17 protein-coding genes are annotated in these 21622 nt (G+C 36.9%); 8 read left to right on the forward strand and 9 right to left on the reverse strand.

The window, feature by feature from the left end; all coding sequences use genetic code 11:
• Positions 1 to 29: 29 nt before the first annotated feature.
• Together hydA and MHB48_RS12120 are read right to left on the reverse strand one after the other, a co-directional pair.
• The gene (gene hydA, locus MHB48_RS12115; protein ID WP_342598317.1) at positions 30 to 1433 is read right to left on the reverse strand and encodes a dihydropyrimidinase; all 1404 of its coding nucleotides are present in this window, start codon (positions 1431 to 1433) and stop codon (positions 30 to 32) included.
• A 107-nt stretch (positions 1434 to 1540) separates the two neighbouring features.
• The gene (locus tag MHB48_RS12120) at positions 1541 to 2785 is read right to left on the reverse strand and encodes a Zn-dependent hydrolase (RefSeq protein WP_342598318.1); all 1245 of its coding nucleotides are present in this window, start codon (positions 2783 to 2785) and stop codon (positions 1541 to 1543) included.
• 154 nt (positions 2786 to 2939) lie between these two features.
• On the opposite strand from MHB48_RS12120, the gene MHB48_RS12125 reads away from it, so the two are divergent.
• The 4 genes from MHB48_RS12125 (at position 2940) to MHB48_RS12140 (ending at position 9557) form a co-directional block, all read left to right on the forward strand.
• Entirely contained in the window at positions 2940 to 4103 is a 1164-nt protein-coding gene (locus MHB48_RS12125) for a PucR family transcriptional regulator ligand-binding domain-containing protein (RefSeq protein ID WP_342598319.1), read from the forward strand.
• A gap of 700 nt (positions 4104 to 4803) precedes the next feature.
• Positions 4804 to 6348, forward strand: coding sequence for a PucR family transcriptional regulator ligand-binding domain-containing protein (locus MHB48_RS12130; RefSeq protein WP_342598320.1), 1545 nt, complete (start codon positions 4804 to 4806; stop codon positions 6346 to 6348).
• A gap of 121 nt (positions 6349 to 6469) precedes the next feature.
• Complete coding sequence (locus MHB48_RS12135) at positions 6470 to 7831, forward strand: aspartate aminotransferase family protein (protein ID WP_342598321.1); 1362 nt, start codon at positions 6470 to 6472, stop codon at positions 7829 to 7831.
• A gap of 205 nt (positions 7832 to 8036) precedes the next feature.
• A complete protein-coding gene (locus tag MHB48_RS12140) occupies positions 8037 to 9557 on the forward strand; it encodes a CoA-acylating methylmalonate-semialdehyde dehydrogenase (RefSeq protein ID WP_342598322.1) in 1521 nt (506 codons plus the stop codon).
• Between the two features lie 213 nt (positions 9558 to 9770).
• Here MHB48_RS12140 and MHB48_RS12145 read toward each other — a convergent pair whose 3' ends face one another.
• Together MHB48_RS12145 and MHB48_RS12150 are read right to left on the reverse strand one after the other, a co-directional pair.
• Positions 9771 to 10553 (reverse strand): putative protein N(5)-glutamine methyltransferase, encoded by a 783-nt coding sequence (locus MHB48_RS12145; protein WP_342598323.1) that lies wholly within the window; start codon positions 10551 to 10553, stop codon positions 9771 to 9773.
• Positions 10554 to 11264: 711 nt separating this feature from the next.
• Positions 11265 to 12155 (reverse strand): AraC family transcriptional regulator, encoded by an 891-nt coding sequence (locus MHB48_RS12150; protein WP_342598324.1) that lies wholly within the window; start codon positions 12153 to 12155, stop codon positions 11265 to 11267.
• Positions 12156 to 12261: 106 nt separating this feature from the next.
• Between MHB48_RS12150 and MHB48_RS12155 the strand changes: the two genes are divergently transcribed.
• Positions 12262 to 13209: an EamA family transporter gene (locus MHB48_RS12155; RefSeq protein ID WP_342598325.1), complete on the forward strand. Its 948-nt coding sequence runs from the start codon at positions 12262 to 12264 to the stop codon at positions 13207 to 13209.
• Positions 13210 to 13425: 216 nt separating this feature from the next.
• On the opposite strand, the gene MHB48_RS12160 is transcribed toward MHB48_RS12155, so the two are convergent.
• Positions 13426 to 13875: an NUDIX domain-containing protein gene (locus MHB48_RS12160; RefSeq protein ID WP_342598326.1), complete on the reverse strand. Its 450-nt coding sequence runs from the start codon at positions 13873 to 13875 to the stop codon at positions 13426 to 13428.
• Positions 13876 to 13961: 86 nt separating this feature from the next.
• Complete coding sequence (locus MHB48_RS12165) at positions 13962 to 14156, reverse strand: DUF5316 family protein (RefSeq protein ID WP_342601373.1); 195 nt, start codon at positions 14154 to 14156, stop codon at positions 13962 to 13964.
• Between the two features lie 295 nt (positions 14157 to 14451).
• On the opposite strand from MHB48_RS12165, the gene MHB48_RS12170 reads away from it, so the two are divergent.
• Positions 14452 to 14919 (forward strand): 2,4'-dihydroxyacetophenone dioxygenase family protein, encoded by a 468-nt coding sequence (locus MHB48_RS12170; RefSeq protein ID WP_342598327.1) that lies wholly within the window; start codon positions 14452 to 14454, stop codon positions 14917 to 14919.
• 61 nt (positions 14920 to 14980) lie between these two features.
• Here the strand turns inward: MHB48_RS12170 and MHB48_RS12175 are convergent, their stop codons facing one another.
• The gene (locus MHB48_RS12175; RefSeq protein ID WP_342598328.1) at positions 14981 to 15886 is read right to left on the reverse strand and encodes a LysR family transcriptional regulator; all 906 of its coding nucleotides are present in this window, start codon (positions 15884 to 15886) and stop codon (positions 14981 to 14983) included.
• Positions 15887 to 16321: 435 nt separating this feature from the next.
• Here MHB48_RS12175 and MHB48_RS12180 point away from each other — a divergent pair, with 435 nt between their 5' ends.
• The gene (locus tag MHB48_RS12180; protein WP_342598329.1) at positions 16322 to 16522 is read left to right on the forward strand and encodes a hypothetical protein; all 201 of its coding nucleotides are present in this window, start codon (positions 16322 to 16324) and stop codon (positions 16520 to 16522) included.
• A gap of 134 nt (positions 16523 to 16656) precedes the next feature.
• Here the strand turns inward: MHB48_RS12180 and MHB48_RS12185 are convergent, their stop codons facing one another.
• Together MHB48_RS12185 and MHB48_RS12190 are read right to left on the reverse strand one after the other, a co-directional pair.
• Positions 16657 to 17244, reverse strand: coding sequence for a histidine phosphatase family protein (locus MHB48_RS12185; protein WP_342598330.1), 588 nt, complete (start codon positions 17242 to 17244; stop codon positions 16657 to 16659).
• A gap of 693 nt (positions 17245 to 17937) precedes the next feature.
• The gene (locus MHB48_RS12190; RefSeq protein WP_342598331.1) at positions 17938 to 20157 is read right to left on the reverse strand and encodes a YcdB/YcdC domain-containing protein; all 2220 of its coding nucleotides are present in this window, start codon (positions 20155 to 20157) and stop codon (positions 17938 to 17940) included.
• A gap of 705 nt (positions 20158 to 20862) precedes the next feature.
• Here MHB48_RS12190 and MHB48_RS12195 point away from each other — a divergent pair.
• Positions 20863 to 21606, forward strand: a complete 744-nt coding sequence (locus MHB48_RS12195; protein ID WP_342598332.1) for an alpha/beta hydrolase — start codon at positions 20863 to 20865, stop codon at positions 21604 to 21606.
• Positions 21607 to 21622 lie beyond the last annotated feature (16 nt).

Raw genomic sequence — 21622 nt, forward strand, 5'->3', positions numbered from 1 at the left:
CCACATCCCCCTCATGTGTTTATTTCTAGTTAAACCTTAATCGTATCTGTAACAGTTGGTTTTAGTACGCGTTTTATATATTGTCCACTGCCTAATACCCCTACGAACTCTTTATTCTTAATGACATACTCGCCGCGCAATAGTACGCTGACCGGCTCCCCTGTCACTTCCCAGCCTTCATAAGCGTTATAATCGACATTCATGTGATGTGTGTTCGCTGAAATTTCACGTTTTACCGAAGGATCGAAAATCACGATATCTGCATCAGAACCAATTGCAATCGTTCCTTTTTGTGGGTATAAACCGAAAATCTTTGCAGCACTTGTTGAAATCATATCGACGAATTCATTGATTGAAATTTTCCCTTTTGCTACGCCTTCTGAATATAAAATACCAAAGCGGTCTTCAATAAATGGTCCACCATTTGGGATTTTAGAGAAATCATTTATACCTAATTGCTTCTTCCCATTAAAGCTAAATGAACATTGATCTGAGCCAATTGTTTGCAGTTGCTTCGCTTTTAAGGCATTCCATAAATGCTCTTGATGGTACTTAGGACGAAGTGGTGGTGACCAAACATATTTAGCACCTTCAAAGCCTGGCTGTGCTAAAGCAGATTGATCGAGCGTTAAATATGGTGGACATGTTTCCCCGTATACCTCATACCCCTTCTCACGCGCTGCAATAATTTCATCGACTGCTTCTTTACAAGTAACATGGACAACATAAAGTTTGGCACCTGCGATATGTGCTAATTCAATAGCTCGTTTTGTCGCTTCGCCTTCTAATTCTGCCGGACGAGTCAGTGCATGATAAATCGGCTCTGTATGACCAGCACGTTTCGCTTCCTCTACTAGTTCATCGATGACTGAGCCATTTTCACAGTGCACCATCACGACAGCACCTAAGTCTTTCGCAATTTTAAATGCTTTGAAAAGCGTGCGGTCTGTCGCTTGGAATTCTTTCGCGTAAGCCATGAATACCTTCACGGACGTTATGCCTTCTTGCTCTAGTAATAACGGTAATTCCGCCTCTGTCTCAGGCGTTAAATCACCAATCATTAAATGGAAACCATAGTCAATAGCCGAGTTGCCCTTTGCTTTTTCATGCCATTTTTCCACCGCTGCTGAAAGCTTCTCTTCACCTGCAGATAAGCAAAAGTCTAAAATAGTCGTCGTACCACCAAATGCAGCTGCAATCGTGCCAGACTTCCAATCATCATCTGTCACTGTGTTGTTAAATGGCATATCTAAATGCGTGTGGGGATCAATTCCTCCTGGCATGACGTACTTGCCCGTTGCATCAATAATTTCTGCTCCTTCGGCTGATAAATCCTTGCCAATTTGAACAATTTTTCCATTTTCTATTAAAATATCTGCCTCATACACATCTGAAGCCGTAGCAACTAGTCCACCTGTAATAATTTTTTTCACTATACCCCTCACCCTTCACTTGATAAATTTAATCATAAAAAAACTGGGGTGTTGATTAATCAATTTTCAACTTTACTATTAAAGTAAGAAGTCACCTGTTAAAAAATTTAATGTAAAGTAAATGTCTCTCCCATTACGAACTTTGTTTGCAGCGTCAGCACGGTTTCAAGTAAAACATCTGCACCTTTCGCACAGTCCTCAAATGTCGTCACCTCTTCCTCGCAATGACTTTTCCCTTTAATACTCGGGACAAATATCATTGCAGAAGGGATAAAACTCGCGATATACTGCGCATCATGACCGGCCCCGCTGAACATTCGGTGGCTTGAGTAGCCAAAGTCCTGACAAGATTTTTCTATTTCATTGCAAATAGATACATCAAAAAACACAGTATCACGTCCCCATAACTTGACTGTATGGACGAAGCAACCATTTTCCTCTGACGGTAAGCTTTTTAGAATTTCTTCTACTTTTCGCATTACTTCTGGATCTTGATGACGAGAATCAATGGTAAGTGCAACTTTGTTTGGAATTACTGTATGAATATTAGGCGAAACATTCATACGTCCAAATGTATAAACAAGTTGTTCGTCGATTTTCCCAAGATGCTCATGTAAATACGAAATGATGCGAGACGCTACAATCAACGGATCTTTACGCATCGACATCGGCGTTGTTCCAGCGTGGTCTGACTCACCTGTAACCGTAATTTCATAACAAACCATTCCTAAAACGCCTTCGACAACACCAATTTCTTGTTGCTTCGCTTCTAATACTGGTCCTTGTTCAATATGCAGTTCAATGTATGCGAGGGCTTCTGTTAAACGGTTTTCTTTCTCCCCCACATAACCACTAGCTTGAAGCGCCTCATTAAAAGTGATGCCATTTTTATCAGTAGACTGTATCATTTTGTCTTTACTAAATTTTGAAGCAACTACACCAGAACTCATCATCGCGGGGTCAAAACGAGCACCTTCTTCATTCGTAAAATTCACAATCATTAATGGGATGTCTAGTTCAATGTCATTTTCCTTAATCGTTCTTACAGCCTCTATTGCGGTTAAAACACCTAAGACGCCATCAAACCTCCCACCTTTTTCAACAGAATCTAAATGTGATCCCATTACAATTGGTGGGCAATCTTTTTTTCCTGGTAGAATCGCATAGATATTCGCCATGTCGTCTACTTTAATCTCCATGCCTAACTCTTTACATACTTCACAAAAATAGTCTCTCGCTAATATATCTTCTTTCGAAAGAGACAAACGCGTTACACCACCATTTGCGGTAGCTCCAAATTGACTAAATTGCTCAATTGACTCTTGCAAACGACTACTATTACATTTATACATATGCCAGTCCTCTCTTTCACAATTACTAAAAAGGTGTTTATTATTAAAATTCTAAAATAGAAAAGATTTACAAGATATGGATAGGAAACTAAAAAAAAATGTGCAAGTGCACATTATTTATGGTAAATTATTTGCATAATAAGGGAGGGTTGTTATGGGGACGATTCGCAAAATCGTAGAGGGGGCTCTATTCCCTATGCTGACATTAGTAGCTGGACAAAGTGGTATGTATCGAAAAGTTACAGGTATTAACGTAGTAGAAAGCATTGATTTAATCATGTTTTGCCGACCTAATGAATTAGTCGTGACAACAGGCATTAATTTTTCACACCAAAATTCATCCTTAGAACAACTAGTTAAACTAGCGTACACAAAAAAAGTAGCAGGTTTTATCGTTAATACAGGGCCTTACATTCCTGACATTCCTGAATCGGTCATTAAATTTGCAAATGAGCATGACTTTCCAATTTTTCAAATGCCTTGGGATCGTCGTGTCGCCGATCTTCTAAAAACAACATTTCAATTTATCGCCACTCACCAGCAAGAACAATCTACTGAAGATAAGGTGCTTTACAACTTACTGTTTCACTACAAACAACACGCTGAATCTATTAAACAAAACTTAACACAACTCGGATTCCCACCAGGCTCTGAATTAGCCATCATCACTTGCACAACAACAGATGCACAAAGCAGGATTGACCGCTATGAGGTTATGATTCAATTCGCATTCCAAAACAGATATAAACGCTTTTTAAGATTAAAGTATAAAAATCACCTCATCTTCCTAATCGACCGAGCACAAACACCAAATATCCCCTTCTCAAAAACAGTTGAAGAAATTTACGAAAAAATCACACAGAAAAATAGCAGCTTAAATGTAATTATTGGCAAGGGTAATTTTCACAAGGACTATGAAAACATCCGAAAAAGTTACGATGAATCGCTCACTGTCATTCAATTAGCGCAACTGCATAACAACCGCTTCTTATACAAATACAAAGAAATTGGTGCATATAAAATTATTATGGGTGTGCAAAATCGGACATTGATCGAATCATTCAGCCAAGATATACTTGGACAACTCCATCGATATGATGAATTGCATAACACGGATTATTTATCGTTTTTACGTATTTTTCTCGAAGAAAACGGCAGCACGAGTAAAATTAGCGAACGACAATTTATCCACCGCAACACGGTCCTTTATAAAATCAAAAAAATAGAAATGCTATTAGATATGGACCTAAGTAACCCCTTTACAAAAACAAATCTTTACATGGCCTTTTTAATAGAGGATGTATTAACGCATCAATAATTGAAGTTTGAATTTTCACTACCTAATAAATCAGAAAATTCAATTAAAATATGTTATTCTAAAAATCCTTACAGAATCATATTAAACAACAAGTGTGTTGATTAACCTTTGAAAATCGTTGATGTCCACTTCGGACTGCGCGCTTTCCTGCGGGCACGGCCTCAGCCTCCATGACTTGCTAGCGAAAGCCTGTGGGGTCTTCGGCTCGCGCTATTCCCGCTGGAGTCACACAGTCCTTCGTTCCCATCAACTTAGTGAATACTATTTTCAAGGGGAAATTAATAAAAAAACGATTTTTTCTCGATTCTCATCACCTACAGTGTATCTAATCAACACGCCTGATAAAACTACAATCTATCTATTACAAAATTATATAACTCACCTCCTTTAACCATCTCGTAAAGTAATAAAACTTAATTTAAATTAAGAGTCTAGTTGATTGGAGTAGAAGGCGGCAACTTCTAGGGGATCAGAGAGAGGGCACTGAAAAACTCTAAATTAGAATTTTTTTATAGTAAATTTTTGCATATGCATTCCTTTACTATGAAAGGATTTAGCGCGGCGGCGTGAGACTCCTGCGGGAAAGCGGAGTGATGAGACCCCGCAGGAGCGTAGCGACGAGGAGGCTCAGCGCTTCGCCCGCGGAAAGCGAACGCCAGAGCGCGAAGCGATCCACATAGAATTCTAGGAGGAGGAAAGTATGAATGGTTTTTCACTCACGGTAGCAGATGTACTTACGAAAAAGTTATTCAGTAGCGCTAAGCTGATTGCAGGTGCAAATGGACAACAAAATATCATCAAATGGGTACATATCGTCGAAAATATGGATGCTACGAAGCTTTTAAAAGGCAATGAATTAATATTAACGACCGGTATTCATTTAAAAAACAATGTTGATGACTTTAAACAATTTATTCACCAATTAATTGCATCAAAAGCTTCTGGATTATGCATAGAGCTGGGTAGCTCCATTCAAACTATCCCTGATTTAGTACAGCAATTGGCTACAGACTATCATTTCCCTCTCATCATTTTTCAAGAGGAAGTCGCTTTTGTCGAAATCACACAAGAAATACACAGCACTCTCATCAATCAACAATATGAAATCGTTAAAAACCTCGAAGATTATGCACAACTTATTAATAAATACACACTCACTGCCAACAACTACGAGCAAATTTTAATGCATTTATATAAACATCTAGGCTTGCAGGTCATCTTTACTTTCAACGGACAAAGATCGATTTTCATCCCAAATATTCATCAAGACAAGTATGAAATGATGCAAAAGCAATCGAACGTCGAATATAAAGAAAAACATTTAATCAGTTGTGATGTCAATATCCTCAATCAACGCTACGGTGAGGTTTGTTTGTTTTCTCCGCTGCGTGTCATCAATGAATACGATGCCCTTATTTTGGATCGTACTGTTATTGCACTATCTCAATATTTATTGCGAGATTTATATATAGAAGAGAAAAAAGGTTTAGAGGATCGTGATATTTTAGAGAAATGGTTGAATGGTGTATCCAATATTGAAGAGTTGACGCATTTCATACAAGAGCATCATGCAACTACCACTACGAATCATTGGATTGTCATGATCCATCATATCCAAAAAAGCAAAAATAGTGATTTAACGTACTATAAGTTATTTACACGAAATGTGTTTGAGAAGTTTGGTTTTTTTCCTTTTATAGTAGAAAAAAATCACCAACTTATCTTCATTTTAGCGAATCTACGTGAGCGAGAGCCATATAAGCATCGTATCGAACAAGCCATTGAACGGATACACGATAATAATAAAAAATATGCTAAGCTCAAAATTTCACTCGCAGTTGGCAAATACGTTACTAATTTACAAAATGTTAAAAATAGCTTCACTACAGCCAAAGACACTTTGCAAATCCGATGGAAATCGCAAGATCTTTCGTATTTCTACGAAGATTTACACCTCTATCATTTAATTTTTCAATTACAAAAAAACCCTGCCATTATGGAGATGGTGGCAGAATATATCGATCCACTCATCAAATATGATCAAAAACATAACAGCAATTTAGTCGAAACTTTAAAAGTGTATTTGCAAACAAATGGGCTTAAAAAAGAAACTTCTGAACGTCTCTTTATCGTTAGACAAACATTGTACCATCGCTTGGAAAAAATCGAACAACTGCTTGGTCATGATTTTATGAAACCAGAAAAACGATTAGCACTCGAATTGATGTTAGTGGCAACTGAATGATCTTCCTCTCCTTAATCTTACCTTTATGTAAAAAGTGGTATTCCATTTGTTTTACATTTTGTACAATGCTTAATTTTCCCAAAAATTTAATAATAAATTTATAGCAAAGGAGTGATTTTCGATGACGAATTTAACAGGTCAAAATTGGCAAGTAAAAGATCAACAGTATGTTTGGCATTCGATGAAGCCGTACAATCCAAGTGCCACAATGATCGTAGAAAAATCAAAAGGGGCATGGATCACTGACATCGATGGAAAGCGTTACTTAGATGCCATGGCTGGTTTATGGTGTGTAAACGTTGGGTATGGGCGAGAAGAAATCGCCAAAGTTGCTTACGACCAATTACTTGAAAACACATATACACCGCTATCAGTTGGTCACATCCCTGCCATTCAATTGAGTGAAAAAATTAGCGAGGTATTAGGTGACGATTACGTTGTATTTTTCTCGAATAGCGGTTCAGAGGCGAACGAAGCAGCATTTAAAATCGCTCGCCAATATCATCAGCAAAAAGGACACACAGGACGCACCAAATTTATCTCTCGGTATCGTGCCTACCACGGTAGTACGATGGGTTCATTAGCAGCAACAGGTCAAGCACAGCGCAAATACAAATACGAACCGTTAGCACCTGGCTTTATTCATGTCGCACCACCTGATGCTTACCGTGCAAATGAAGACCATATTACAGAACCCTCTGCCCTACCGTCTGTTCAGGCTATCGATAATGTCATGACGTGGGAGTTTTCCGATACGATCGCGGGCGTTATCCTGGAGCCCATTATTACCGGCGGCGGCGTGATTATGCCACATGAAGATTATTTACGTGGGGTGAAAGCTGTTTGTGAAAAACATGGTGCCCTTCTTATTGTTGACGAAGTAATTTGTGGCTTCGGACGTACAGGCAAAGCATTTGGCTTCCAAAACTATGGCATTCAGCCAGATATTGTGACAATGGCAAAAGGTTTAACAAGCGCTTATATGCCCCTATCTGCAACAGCTGTACGACGTGAAATTTATGAGGCATTCGCAGGTAGCGAGGAGTACGACTTCTTCCGCCATGTAAATACATTTGGTGGTTCTCCAGCGGCTTGTGCAGTTGCCCTTAAAAATATTGAAATCATGGAAAATGAAAACTTATTTGCACGTTCTGAAGAAATGGGCGCGATCATCCTCGCAGAGTTACAAGAACGTTTAAAAGACCATCCAAACGTAGGTAATATCCGAGGTAAAGGCTTACTACTCGGCATTGAGCTTGTGAGCGACAAAAACAGTAAAGCCCCACTCGACGTAGCTGCTGTCAATAAAGTGATTGGATTATGTAAAGATCGGGGTCTCATCATCGGAAAAAATGGTGTAACTGTTGCAGGCTTTAACAATGTTCTCACACTTTCACCACCACTTATTATCTCGTTGGAAGAAAAGGATTTCATCGTAGAAAAATTCACGAACGCTTTAAACGAACTTTTACAACAGCCGTAAACAATATTACTAGGCTATGTTATAGCTGTTAACTTGTTATGCGAAAATGGCGTTGATTCCTGTGGGAATAGCAGTATAGCAAAGCCCCCCCACAGGAGCGTAGCGACGAGTTGGCTCAGCTACTGCCCTCGGAAAGCGCAACCATTTTCGCTAAAAACAATAATGGAATTTAATAGAGCCGAAAACAAAGGAGGAAATTAATTTTATGGTAACCAATACAGAAGTAAAAGAACTGGGGCATTTCATCAATGGGGAAATCACTCCTGGAAAGAGTGGTCAATTCTTAGATGTCTTCAACCCAAGCTCAGGGTCAGTCATTGCACGTGTACCTATCGCCACTAAAGAAGAAGTACAACACGCAATTGCAACAGCTAAAGCCGCATTTCCAGCATGGCGTGCACTATCCGTTGGTAAACGCGCTGAAATTGTCTTGAAGTTCCGTCAATTGATGACAGAAAATATAGATGAATTAATCGACATGATTTGTACAGAAAGTGGAAAAACAATTGAAGACGCTAGGGGTGAAATCACGCGGGGATTAGAGTCTGTTGACTTAGCCATCAATGCCCCTCACCTCCTAAAAGGCGAGTACTCTGTAAATGTTGGTGGGCATATCAATGCTTACTCAACTAAAGCACCACTTGGCGTTGTTGCAGCGATTTCCCCTTTTAACTTCCCTGTGATGGTGCCACTTGCTATTACAAGTATGGCAGTAGCAGTCGGCAATTCCGTTATTTTAAAGCCATCCGAGCGCGTACCTTGCTCAGCACTATTTTTATCGGAACTGTGGAAAGAAGCTGGTTTACCAGATGGTGTTTGGACAGTCATCAATGGCGACAAGGAAACTGTCAATGAATTACTAGAAAATCCAACTGTTGAAGCCATTTCGTTTGTTGGTTCAACACCAGTAGCTGATTATATCTATGCAACAGGTTCCAAACATGGGAAACGCGTCACAGCATTAGGTGGCGGTAAAAACAATATGGTTGTCATGCCTGATGCTGACTTAGAACAAGTCGCAAACGCATTTTTGGGAGCTGCTTATGGGTCTGCTTCCCAACGTTGCATGGCCATTTCAACAATCATTCCGGTTGGCGAAGAGACAGCGAATAACCTTGTAAAAGTACTAGCTGATAAAATATCAAAATTAAAAGTAGGTCCATATACAGATCCAGAAGTTGATTTTGGACCCGTTATTACAAAGCAATCCAAGGAAACAATCATTGGTTTTATCGACCGCAGCTTAGAAGAAGGAGCTACGTTAGTATGCGATGGTCGCAACCCAGACATCGCGGAAAACTCAAATGGATTCTACTTAGGCCCTACGCTATTAGACAATGTCAAACCAGGTATGGAGATTTATGAGCAAGAAGTATTTGGACCAGCTCGTAATGTGGTTCGTGTTGATTCATTAGAGGAAGCCATCGAATTAATCAATGCGCATGAGCTAGGTAACGGGGTTACAATCTTCACAAATAATGGTGCTGCCGCTCGCAAGTTCACCACTGAAATAGAAGTCGGCATGGTTGGTGTAAATGTGCCAATTCCAATCCCAGTCGGCTATCATAACTTTGGCGGCTGGAAACGCTCGAAATTCGGCGAGGGTCATATGTTTGGACCAGACCAAGTCCGCTTCTTCACAAAAGCAAAAACAATTTCAGAGAAGTGGTTTGAAGAAAATAGCGAATCCCATTCAACATTTGCATTTCCGAGTAATAATGACTAACTAGGTGAATTGGGATGTGCTAGGATGCCTACATTCTTGCATAAGCTTCGCCCGGATTTTTTTTAGTGATTAATATAAAATGAGAAGTGTCGCATAACACTCCTCAAATGCAACTTCTACCGTAAAGGTGGTGGTTGTCTATATTTAGTTTTTCTTACGAGAACCACTCTTTTGCTTCAGGCGAGGAGTGGTTTTCTTTTGTTCTATAGAGCTCTAGACGTTGGGCCTGGTTCCAATGACGACAGTAGCGTCAAGTTCGTCGTAATATGCCACCTGTGTTATTAGCCCGTTTTGAATAAAAATCTCGACTGTCAACTGTGCCTGTCGCTCGCTAGTCTCAACCAACAGATGACCGCCCGGTGCAAGCCAGAGTGTTGCCTCAGCCGCCACCCGTCGCTGGACGTCAAGCCCGTCCGCTCCCCCATCGAGTGCCACCCGTGCCTCATGTATGCGGGCCTCCTGGGGTAACAGTACGATCGCTTCGGTAGGGACGTAGGGTGCGTTTGCGACCAGGACGTTGACACGACCCCGTATTGTGGATGGCAGTGGCTCATAGAGGTCTCCTTCATACACGTGACCCTCGACGGAAGTTACGTTTCGGCGGGCGCACCGCACCGCTGCTGGATCAATGTCGGCGGCGTACAACTCGATTCCTTCCATAGTTACGGCCAGTGCTGAGCCCACTGCGCCTGTGCCACAGCACAGGTCAACCACAATGGCGCCTTGTGTTACGAGAGCTGCTGCTTGGCGGACTAAAAACTCAGTGCGACGGCGGGGTACGAAGACCCCCGGGTCCACCGCTATCCGGATACCGCAAAATTCAGCCCACCCTAAGACGTGTTCAAGGGGCAAACCGTTTATTCGCCGTTCCACCATGGTGGCAAATTCGGCCGGCGACTGTGCCTCAGAGAAAAACAACCGTGCCTCTTCTTCTGCGAATACACAACCGGCTATCCGAAGCCTGGTTATTATACTTATTTTTGTTTCGTCGTCCATATAAAAATTAATTTGCTCTTCTATTAATATCACCTAATCTTGATAACTTATTAGTATATTATTTATTATTCGTTAAAAATAGGAGAAATCCTTCTTGAACTAACCTGCTGCGTTACTTGAATAAGAAAAAGGCTCTATTTCTACTAAAGTAAAGCACCCGTTAGCCATCCATGAAGCCCAAAATAATGCTGCACCACAGAGTATGAAAAATGGTTAAGAGTGGTCAAAACTAATAATCCACCGAAATCCATAGACTTATTAATGTACGCCCTCCTCTTTTTTTATTGATTGAGCAGGGTCTTCTTAACTGTTGTCATTTTTCTTTCAACTTATTTTCATTAATATTAAACCTGTTTATAAATAATGAATTTGAAATTATTAACAGATGAAAGTAAATTAAAGATAAACCACCCCCTCCTTTACACTTCAAAGATACTATGCTTTCGCATAAAAATGGTTCATATTATTTTTAAATTTGTTAAAACTAATAATAAGTGAAAAATAGATATGTAGAGAGTTGCAAACAACTTTAATTTTGGGGATGATAAAAATTTTTAGACATTACACTTTTTATGAGACTCATTTAGGGAAATTTATATACAAAAAAAAAGAACGACTTAAATATAAGCCGTTACGTTTTGTATCTCTATTCAAATGGTATCATCTTCAACAAAACTGCTTCTTTAGTTGAATAAGAATAAAAATATACAGTTAATTATCATCCATTTTTATTTTTTTGTATGCCAATGGCGTCTTCTTCATAGATGCTCGGAATTTCTCAATAAAATAACTTGTACTGTTAAAACCTACCTGATAGGCAACTTCGGTAATGCTCATTTCTGCTTGTTGCAGTAGAATTAAGCTCTTCTGAATTCGATAATCCACTACATAATTTAAAGGTGTCGTATTTAATACTTTCTTAAAATATCGGCAGCTTTCAGAACGACTCAATTGACCTGCTTTTGCAATATCATCTAACATAATTTTCTCAGCATAATGTAAATGTATCCAACTTAACATTTGCTTCATTCGCTGACTTTTTAACATTTCAGTCTGAACGTATTCTGGTTGAAAACCATTAATGATTAGGTTTTTCCAAATTAATGCTAGTTGCATTGTTATATCAATTTCAAAGTATTGTGATTTTCGCTCAATCAGCTGTTTGATTTTTAAAATTGCTTCTAATATATTTTTCCCCCAAAGTTCATTCGCATTTATATATAAATAAGGTAAATTAGTCGCTCTAATATAGGGACTTACATAGGTTGTATAGAGTTCTAGAGATAAAACGAAATGAGGAGAAACATTAAAACATATATAAACACATCCCGATTGGTTCTTATCTTTCGCCATATGTAGGCAACCACTATTTATAAATAAACCGTCGCCTCTTCTAACCACAATTTCATCTTTATTTATTTGGAAGATTGCTTCTCCTTTTACTACAAAAACAAATTGAATTTCATCATGCCAATGAAGTGGTATATACCCATTGATGTTTTGGTTAATAGTTGTTTCATAGCATGCAATGGGGAGTACAATTGTGCGATGCTCAGTTAGCTCTTTTAAGCTTTGATCAACTTTAAAATTTTTTATTTGCATATAACCACCTCAAAATCCTTTTATTTTTTTATTTGATTCTAGTATTTATTACGGTATCTTTCAATTATCATAACACTATTATTATATTTAAGGTGGAGATAAAATCATGAATATAACCGCTAGAGGTAGGGGTTTATTTTTTGTAATTACAGGAGCGATATTTTGGGGAATCGGCGGAACCGTGTCTCAAAAACTTTTCCAACAGTATACAATTGATGTAAATTGGCTAGTAACAATACGGTTGATTATAGCAGGTTTCTTACTCTTAACCGTTCAATTCTTTGTTAAAGACGGTTCTCAAATATTTGCTGTCTGGAAAGATAAAAAAGGCGGTTTTCAACTCGTAATCTTTGGGTTTTTCGGAATGCTTGCAGTACAGTACACATATATGGCATCAATAGCTGCTGGAAACGCTGCTGTTGCAACATTATTACAATATTTATCACCCGTCATGATTATCATTTATTTAATTTTCCGCAAACAAACAGTTCTATCAAGACAAGATTTATTAACGGTTTCCTTAGCTCTATTTGGCTGTTTTTTCTTACTAACAAACGGTTCCATTTCACAACTATCTGTACCAACTTCAGCTATCGTTTGGGGGATTTTATCTGGCATAGCAGCAGCATTTTATACTTTATATGGTGCTTATTTACTGAAGAGATATGATTCTCTTGTAATTGTTGGCTGGGCTATGATTATCGGTGGTATTGCATTAAGTTTTATCAGCCCTCCTTGGAAAATCAACTTAGCACACTTAACGACAGAAGCTTATTTATACTTAGGTTTCGTGATTATTTTCGGTACGATGCTTGCTTTCTGGTTTTATATAGAGAGTTTAAAAAGTCTTTCGCCGAAAGAGACAAGTCTTCTCGGAAGTCTAGAGCCACTAGCAGCAGTTTTTACAACCGTATTCTGGTTAAGAGAACCTTTTGGAACTTTTCAATGGGTTGGAACTGTTTGCATAATTGGAATGACTTTATTGTTGGCATTGAATAAAAATTTTTCATCAAAGACTAACAAGGCTGCCGGAAAAGAAAGCCTCTTTGATTAAACTAAACCTTCTATGTATAGCTTATTCAACTAAACTGTTGCGTTAGTTTAATAATAAAAAAGAGCTGTCTAAGCAACTCCACGATTACTTGCTGGGTATTCTAAACAAGAACGTACCCACACGATTTTTGTTGAACTAACCTGCCCCTTTAGTTCAATAAGAAAAAGAGCCACCTAAACAGTTATTTTCATGGTAGTTGAGCAAGGAATACAATTTTTATCTTAACCAATCCAATTGTATCGCTCGCTCTTTAGCGATATCTAGAATCTGTATCCTTGTCTCATTTCCTAATTCTACTTTAGAGATTATTTGTTTAGCAGTTTCAAAATTAGAGATTACATACCCTAATTTCTCAAAATCGAATGTAGAAGTTAGAAATTTTACAGCCTTTACTAAAAACCACACTGTATAAGTATCCGATGCTTGCCAATACCACGATGCAAATGGAATCCTCTTAGTACTAAGTGTCATACCTACTTCCTCCATAGCTTCACGTTCAAGTGCTTCATCAATGCTTTCGTTCTCTTCAATTCTTCCACCAATAGTCGTTAATAGCTTTTCTTCTTTATCCCACGCCATAACAATTGTTCCATTTTCCGTTATTGGAATACAATGTACACCCGCAATTCTTTTATCTTCAGGTAAATCAATTATCGTATTTAACATAGTCATCTCCCCCGTTTCATACAAAGTCCTTTAGTATTACTTCGCCTAAAGACATCCTTTTTCCTATTAACTATAACAACATTCTGTTATTCAACTAAGCACTCGTAGTTCAATAAAAAGTAAAACAAAATTGCTACTACTAAACCTGGAATTGCAATCAAAGCTGAACGGTAACTAACATTATTTATTTGATTTTTACCCTCAACAGATTCAGTTGCTAAGTTAGCCCTCATTCTATCTTCACTTACTAATACACCTGAAAAAATGAATGATATCCTAATATAGCATTGGCGTACGTCCTACTAAGCGAAACCATACAACGACAAAAGTTAAGGAGGAAGCTAGTTAGTAATTCAAATTAGGGAATGCCCAAATCAAAACGCAATTATGATCATCGTAAGTGAATTGCATGTATATATTAATGTAATTGAACTGCATATTAAAAGTGATAATTTGAATAAATGAATAATTATGAATATACTAATAATTACAAATTCGTAATAGTTAATGAGCTTCCTAGTGTATACGCTATCAATGTGCGAATTTCAAAACTTACATTAGAAGAGGGGATTTTAAATGAATAATGCAAAAGCTGTAGAAGTATATGATGCAGGTAATATCTGTCCAGATGATTTACCGTGGATTCCTTATTTTGGGGTGGCTCATTTTAAGTTACTTAAGGTTAATCCAGTAACAGGGCAAACTATCACCCTGTTAAAAGTTCCTGCGGGGACACAGCTTCCTACGCATTTCCATCCTGGAACGGTTATTGTGTATACCATTAATGGCTCTTGGAGATATATGGAGAATGATTGGGTTTCTAACGCTGGGGATGTAGTTTATGAGCCTGCTGGATCCCAACACACACCTGAATCTATAGGAGATGAAGAGGTTATTACGTTAAATATTGTTGAGGCAACATTAGACTATTTGAATGAGAATGGAGAAATTATTGCTAGAGATAATTGGCAGTCATTCTTGCAAAAATACCATGATCATTGTGCCGCTGAAGGAATTACACCTATAGATGTGACTCAATTTTAATAGTTAGATTGATAAAAAAAGAGAAGCCCTTCCATAAGACGAAGTGGCAACTCTTTTTTTCTTATATTTTCGTAATTTCAGATTTTAGATAATGAATATACTTGTTTAGTAAAATGGATAAATGTTTATCTTCGGATAAAACTAATCCAAAAGAAATGTTGAGACCTCTATGATTTACCAAATCAACGGGAATTATATCTCCATTTATGACGGGGGGATAATTTTTCATGATGAAATCAGGAGCGAATGTAATAGCCAAATTTTCAATGATAGCTTGGAGAATGCCATCCGAATTGTTTGATGTAAATAGGATTTTCATAGGCTGGTATTTGTTAAAGAAATCATGAACAAAGTATTGCATAAATTCACCGTAATATGTAACGAGCGTTTGATCTATTATCTCATGTGAAGATATGGCACCTATAAACGCTAAAGGAGAATGTTTAGAAACATAGACTTTCTGTTTCCCTTCAAATAGTGATTCAAAAGCTATTCCTTCCATGTTTATGTTCCAATCTGGTGAATAGGCAATCAACCCGATGTCGGTCTTATGCTGGCGAACATCTTCAATAACAGAAGAGCCGCTTTTTTCATTTATTTCTACATTTACTTGTGGATAATCTTGTTTAAAAGCAGCTAAAGACTTTAATAGAACCGTCGTCAATCCTGGTATGCAAGATACTTTTAGTTCTCCTCCTACCATGGAATTAAATGAGTGGGCGGTCTCTTTGATTTCCTCAATTTTTCTTAACACTTCGTAGGCTTGTTTCAGAATGATTCTACCTTCATCGGTTGGTACAGCACCGTGTCCCCTTGAGCGATGTAAAATTTTTAGCCCCAATTCCTTTTCTAAACTAGTAATAGATTGGCTAATACCAGATTGAGTCACATAAAGATTCTGTGCTGCTATAGAGAGGGAATTGTGTTTTGCGACTTCAACAATATATAGTAATTGTTCAAAGTTCATAGTTTTTCTCCTTGTCTATTAAAAAATGCTTATCAAAATAAATATTGTGTTAGATTGGGAATGAGAACCAGTAACATATACGAGAGTTAGTAGGTATACCGTCTTTGGCTATACCTCTTTTTTATGCATGAACTCATACCACTAGGCTGTTTAGATAATAGCTATATTTGAGTTTAATATACATAATTTTGAGCCCTTGCGGCTCTAAGCTTAAAATGACAAGAAAATAGAGCACCTCCCAAAATCCTGTATTATGAGAGTTACGACACAAACATAAACAGATTGGAGGAATGCTCTATCCCTATTATACGAGAAGAAAGTCTATTTGATATGCAATTTGATATGATTTGGAACCTACTCATCGTTTTAACTCTATTTTATCTGCTATTGATATCAATACAATTTTTGATGTTGTCATGGAAAAGTGGTCCAGAAATGATTTATTCATTAATCATTCGGATTAATGAACGTATTCCATTTTTCAAAGATTTGATTATACGCCCTAGACTTGATTTACATTTCAAAGTTGATTGTGGTTTCCTCGTGTCGGATGTAATTCCATCAGAAGCTACTTATTCGCGTATGATTACATTAATCAGTGAATCAAATGCATTGGAAATCGTTCAAGAACGTTAACTCTTACAGGGGCTCTTTTATAATGAGGGAATAATAATTGAAAAACATGTTCCCTTCCCTTTTCACTTTTTATCTTCTATATCCCCGTTTAATTCTTTAATAATACCAATTAGTTGAAGAACAAGAAATAATTTTTATTGTTTAACGCTAATACTTACCCCCCATATTCTTTGAACGTGCAGTAATTCCTGTTCATTGAATTCCATTCTGTAAATATCAGGTTTTGATGTGCTATGTAAAAAATTCAAGTCATAGGTGCTATCGAAATATCCCATCATCAAGGTCATAATAGCCCCGTGAGTTCCTATCACTACTTTTTTATTTCTCAAAGTATCTAATAGTTCTTTTAAAACTTTTATAGCTCTTTTTTGACAATCAGCATTTGATTCTCCTCCCTCTAAGGAGAAATTTGAATCGAAAAACGACTTTTCCAAAATCTGAACCAATTCCTTATCAGCTAATCTTTTGTTTTCAGAAGAAAATATCCTCTCTTTTAAATCCTCAAAAACTAAAACTTCTTGCCCTATTTGTTGAGCTATCTTTTCAACAGTCAATATTGAACGTATGTATGGGCTTGAAACAACTGCATCGATTTTTTCATCTTTCAATATGTCAGTTACTCGTTGAGCATCTAAATAACCTTTTCCGGTTAATCCTCTTGTTCTATCATTTCCTTCTTTTGGCGACTCACCGTGTCTCACCATATAAACAACTGTACTCAATATATTTCCCCCCCCAATAAGTTTCTCTTATTTTTCCTTCTTCAACTCTACTGCCTCGTTAGTTTAAGTGTAACATTTCACAATGGATCGCCGAAATCTACTTGATGTTTTGGACGAAAAAATAGACATTCGAAATGATGGTCATGTTAAACTAAAACACCCGTTAGCCATCCATGTAGCACAAAATCAGTGTGCACCACAGAGAATGAAAATGTTTAGGAAGTGTCATACTGCTTGAAGAAACTAATTTTCATGGTAGTTTAAGTGAAATCTTTCACTAACTTATAAATAAGAGAATTCTAGTATCTAAAGGCCAATAAAATTTACTCATTGTTTTCCCTTATTCCACTTATAGGTAATTTTCGACCATTCATAAAGCAGAATAATCATGAACATTATAAGACAGACAATTATATTATCTATCCACATAACTTTATCTTTTACAATTAATTGCCAAACAGTTGATACTATAAAATATAATAAAGAGAATCTGATGCTTTTCTTAAACATAATGTCACCGCCTTCATTACAGATTATTTTCTACAAAATGAAGTTATTAAACTAAACTGTCTCGTTAATTCAATTAGAAAAAAGAGCAGCCCCTTTGCAGTTTAATATTTCCACTAAAATAGAGGGTCGTGACTGTTATCACAACCCTCTTGTTATATTATTGATTATTAATTTGGTTGAGATTTAATAACCATATCTGAAATCTCTTCCCTTATTGGAGATTTCATGTGCTAGACGGATAGAGGACACTGCTAAATCTGCATATGTTACTTCTTTTGTTGGGTTAAACTGATTTTTTTCTGCCTTTACTAATCCAAGTGAGTGCGCCAAAATCACATATCCAGCGTTTTCCGTTTTTATTTTTTGGCTGTCTGTAAAATCATTTTTAAAAATATTACTATGTTTCGCTGCTTGCTCAAGACCTAGTGCTCTAATATACCATACTGCTAGCTCTTCTTTAGTAATGGGACTATCTACATCAAAGGTCTTCTGGTCTGTTTTCAAAATCCCCGCTTCCACTGCACGCTCTATTGCTTGATAAGAAGCATGTTTAGGATCAACGTTTGTATAGGATTGCTTCATACTCTCTGACTCTCTATAATTGCTTGTCTCATAAATATACGTTAAGGAATTCATCATAACTTTGATTGCTTCCCCTTTAGACACTGCTGCATCCCCGTTAAAGGTTTTTGGATCTTTAACCGTCAATACCTTCGCCTTGATTAAATAGTTCAGCTCTTGAGCTGCTGTTGGATGAGAAACCTCGGGAGTAACTTCCATATTGTATTGGTTAATCCATTTGCCCGAATTGGCCTCTAACACATTAAAGGCAGTTTCATTAAATAATGGAGAGTACATTAAATTATAATGTTTATTTTCTTTCTTTTGATTTTCTTTCATATAGCTCATTTTTAAACTTAGCGCTTTACTCAAAATATTCTCTGCTTCTTTTGAAGAGATTACCTTGTCTAAAGCCGGCCACTTGTCAATTTGTGGTCTAATTACATTCAGACTCTCTAAGGAGCCGTCTTTATGAATACTTACACTAATCTGATCTCCCATAACCATAACTCCATTAACAATGCGAGGGAAGGTTATATAGTAATTGCCCATTGTTTCATCTTGATAACCTTCCTCTAAAGGCATAGCATACTCATGAAGGTAAGAGGGTACCAATTCCTTTACATACTTAACTGCTTGAGTAATCGCCTCTTCTTTAGAAATTGTGACTTCCTCTTTAGTTCCATCTAGTTCAGACAATAAACTATTTAGTGTATTATGATACTGGAGCAGCTCACCAGTTTTCTTATCAAATTCTAATGTAGCCCCACTTCCACTATTACCGTAGTTATACATATAGTGAACACTAAATATTTCTTGGCCATAACTGTTTTTTACTTCTTCGACTGATTGAATGCTTAACTTAATTTTGTTAGACTTCACTTGTAATAACTTTTCTGCAGCTTTCTTTGCCTCTTCCTTTGTTATCCCATTTTGCTTGGCTGGCAATGCAGTTTCTGTAACCTTTACATATTCCTTTTTAGTTGGTTGTTTTGCTACAAATTCTTTACCGTTAAACCATTCCCCTGTGATAGCATTTATGCTTAGAACATCAGGCACATAAACCAGCTTTACATCATTTTCACCAGTTTCATAGTTGGTGTTAACTTGATATTGTAGTTTCGCAGTAAGATTTCCTTTGATTTTTTCTAATGCTTCTTTTTGATCTTTTACTTTTTTTACATCTTCAAAAGTAGGAGATTTAGTTATTTGTGAACCATTGAAGCTTACAATTTCCCCGTTTCCGAGAACGGTAACGTTTACACTTTGGTCAGCAATTGCAACATCATCCTTCATACGATTGAAAGAAAAGGAATAACTTATGGGCCTAGTTAAAATTTGCTTTGAATAATTATAGTAATCATTATAATCCTCATCTAGTTTGTAATTGCCATCTTTGAGAAATTTCTTAACGAAATCGGTTGCAACTTTTTTAGCTTCCTCTTTAGAAACCTTAGCTGGAAACAACGCATCTGAAGTACTAACAGGCTCGTAGTTAAAGGATTCTATCTCGAAATCTTCTCCATAAAACCCTATGTTTCCATGAATATCCTTCCCATTTTGCAGCTTACTAAAAAATAAATGATACCTTGTTGTCTCATCTCCAGGATAATTATTAGAACTCATATGAAAATCACTCGCATTCACAAAGTCAAAAATCCCAGGAAAAGCAGAACGGAACTTTTTAAGCAAGTCCTCCTTAGTAACAACCTCCCCTGTAGCAGCCACCTGTGCTACCACTTTTACTGGTTGTCCTTCTACTATACTCGCTGCACTAGCAGCAGATGAAAACATCCCAATCGATAAAGCAGATGCAGTAAATATAATCCCTATCTTCTTCAAATTAAATCTCTCCCCTTTTTTCGGTAATAATTATATTATAAAGCAAATTTTGGAAACTTGAAATTAAAATATTTATATTATTGTAAATATTTTCTAGGGTGAGGGGTTGTACTTGGAGGAGAAGTGTGTTTTTGCATAGATTAGGGTTGTTTATGGGGTTTGTGGAGTTCGATGTGTTATTTTTCGCGTTTACATCCTTCTTCGTTTCGTTCAACCATTTTGTGGAGATATTTAATTTGTCCTGGTGCTAAGAAATAAACTGTTTTCTTCGAATCTGCCTCCTAAATCTTCTGGAAAATGCTTTTAATTAAATTAATAAATTTCTTCCTATCTAACTTTCTTTAATTGACTAATTCGACAGGAGATATAAATAACTTTCTTATTCAACTAACCTGCTGCGTTAGTTCAAAGAAAAAGTGTTGCTTAAGCATCCCGACGATCTTTAACTAAGCACCCGTTAGCCATCCATAAAGCCCTGCTTCACCACAGAATATGGAAAAAAATTACGTTCTTCCATTGTAGTTGAATACATGAAACTTTTTAGCTCATAAAAGGTATTATTCTACTTCAAATAAGAAAAAGGTTAGTGGAAGAAGGAATTATAGAAAACCAACGAGAATATGTTAATAAACCAATTATTAAAATAAAGTTAAAAGAAAAATTTGATAGAGTGTGGTGTAATTATTGAAAATAGAGAAATATGAAATGAAAACATCAAAAGGGAAGTTACAATATAATATTCGTGGAAATGGTAAACCAAATATAGTTTTAATCAATGGTGGGGCAGGTCCTATTGAAGGTTGGATGAAAATATTACCAGAAATTTCGGAATCTTTCACTGTATTTTCTTATAATCGGTTTGGAGTTGGTGGCAGTGATAAACCAAACGAATCACAAGATGGTACAACGATAGTAAAAACTCTTCATGAAGCACTTACTATAGCGGGGATTGAACCTCCATTATTATTAGTTGGACATTCATTAGGCGGATTATATGTAAATTTATTTGCTAGACTTTATCCGAACGAGGTAGCTGGAATAGTTTTTTTAGAATCTAGCCATCCTAAAGATTTAAGCCTAAATGAATACCAAGGTAATACAGTAAAAACAATAAATAAATTGTTCAAAATGTTTGATTCGTTGTCTCCACATAAACAATTTGATGAAGTTAATTATGTGAAAGATACTGTGAATCAAATTCAACAAATAAAGATTTTTCCTGAGATACCTGTATTTGTTGTTACAGGTGGAAAGGAAAATCGAATGATACCAGAGGAAGTTCGAACAAAACGAGTAGAGAATCAATTGGAATATCTTTCATTGTCTAAAAATAGCAAACATATTGTCGCTGAAAAAAGCGGACATTTTCCTCAATTAACAGAGCCTACAGTCGTCATAAATACTATCAAAGATTGTGCAAAACTAATTAGATCAAAGGATAATCAATAATTTTGATAATTAAAAT

The organism is Psychrobacillus sp. FSL H8-0483 (assembly GCF_038637725.1).
Classification (GTDB): domain Bacteria; phylum Bacillota; class Bacilli; order Bacillales_A; family Planococcaceae; genus Psychrobacillus.

What these genes read in the sequence shown, in the direction of transcription:
- MHB48_RS12170 (WP_342598327.1), top strand. Translation starts at nt 14,452, where the DNA reads ATGAATAATGCAAAAGCTGTAGAAGTATATGATGCAGGTAATATCTGT.
- MHB48_RS12135 (WP_342598321.1), top strand. Translation starts at nt 6,470, where the DNA reads ATGACGAATTTAACAGGTCAAAATTGGCAAGTAAAAGATCAACAGTAT.
- MHB48_RS12120 (WP_342598318.1), bottom strand. Translation starts at nt 2,785, where the DNA reads ATGTATAAATGTAATAGTAGTCGTTTGCAAGAGTCAATTGAGCAATTT.
- MHB48_RS12130 (WP_342598320.1), top strand. Translation starts at nt 4,804, where the DNA reads ATGAATGGTTTTTCACTCACGGTAGCAGATGTACTTACGAAAAAGTTA.
- MHB48_RS12180 (WP_342598329.1), top strand. Translation starts at nt 16,322, where the DNA reads ATGATTTATTCATTAATCATTCGGATTAATGAACGTATTCCATTTTTC.
- MHB48_RS12125 (WP_342598319.1), top strand. Translation starts at nt 2,940, where the DNA reads ATGGGGACGATTCGCAAAATCGTAGAGGGGGCTCTATTCCCTATGCTG.
- MHB48_RS12195 (WP_342598332.1), top strand. Translation starts at nt 20,863, where the DNA reads ATGAAAACATCAAAAGGGAAGTTACAATATAATATTCGTGGAAATGGT.
- MHB48_RS12160 (WP_342598326.1), bottom strand. Translation starts at nt 13,875, where the DNA reads ATGTTAAATACGATAATTGATTTACCTGAAGATAAAAGAATTGCGGGT.
- MHB48_RS12145 (WP_342598323.1), bottom strand. Translation starts at nt 10,553, where the DNA reads ATGGACGACGAAACAAAAATAAGTATAATAACCAGGCTTCGGATAGCC.
- MHB48_RS12175 (WP_342598328.1), bottom strand. Translation starts at nt 15,886, where the DNA reads ATGAACTTTGAACAATTACTATATATTGTTGAAGTCGCAAAACACAAT.
- MHB48_RS12155 (WP_342598325.1), top strand. Translation starts at nt 12,262, where the DNA reads ATGAATATAACCGCTAGAGGTAGGGGTTTATTTTTTGTAATTACAGGA.
- MHB48_RS12140 (WP_342598322.1), top strand. Translation starts at nt 8,037, where the DNA reads ATGGTAACCAATACAGAAGTAAAAGAACTGGGGCATTTCATCAATGGG.
- MHB48_RS12150 (WP_342598324.1), bottom strand. Translation starts at nt 12,155, where the DNA reads ATGCAAATAAAAAATTTTAAAGTTGATCAAAGCTTAAAAGAGCTAACT.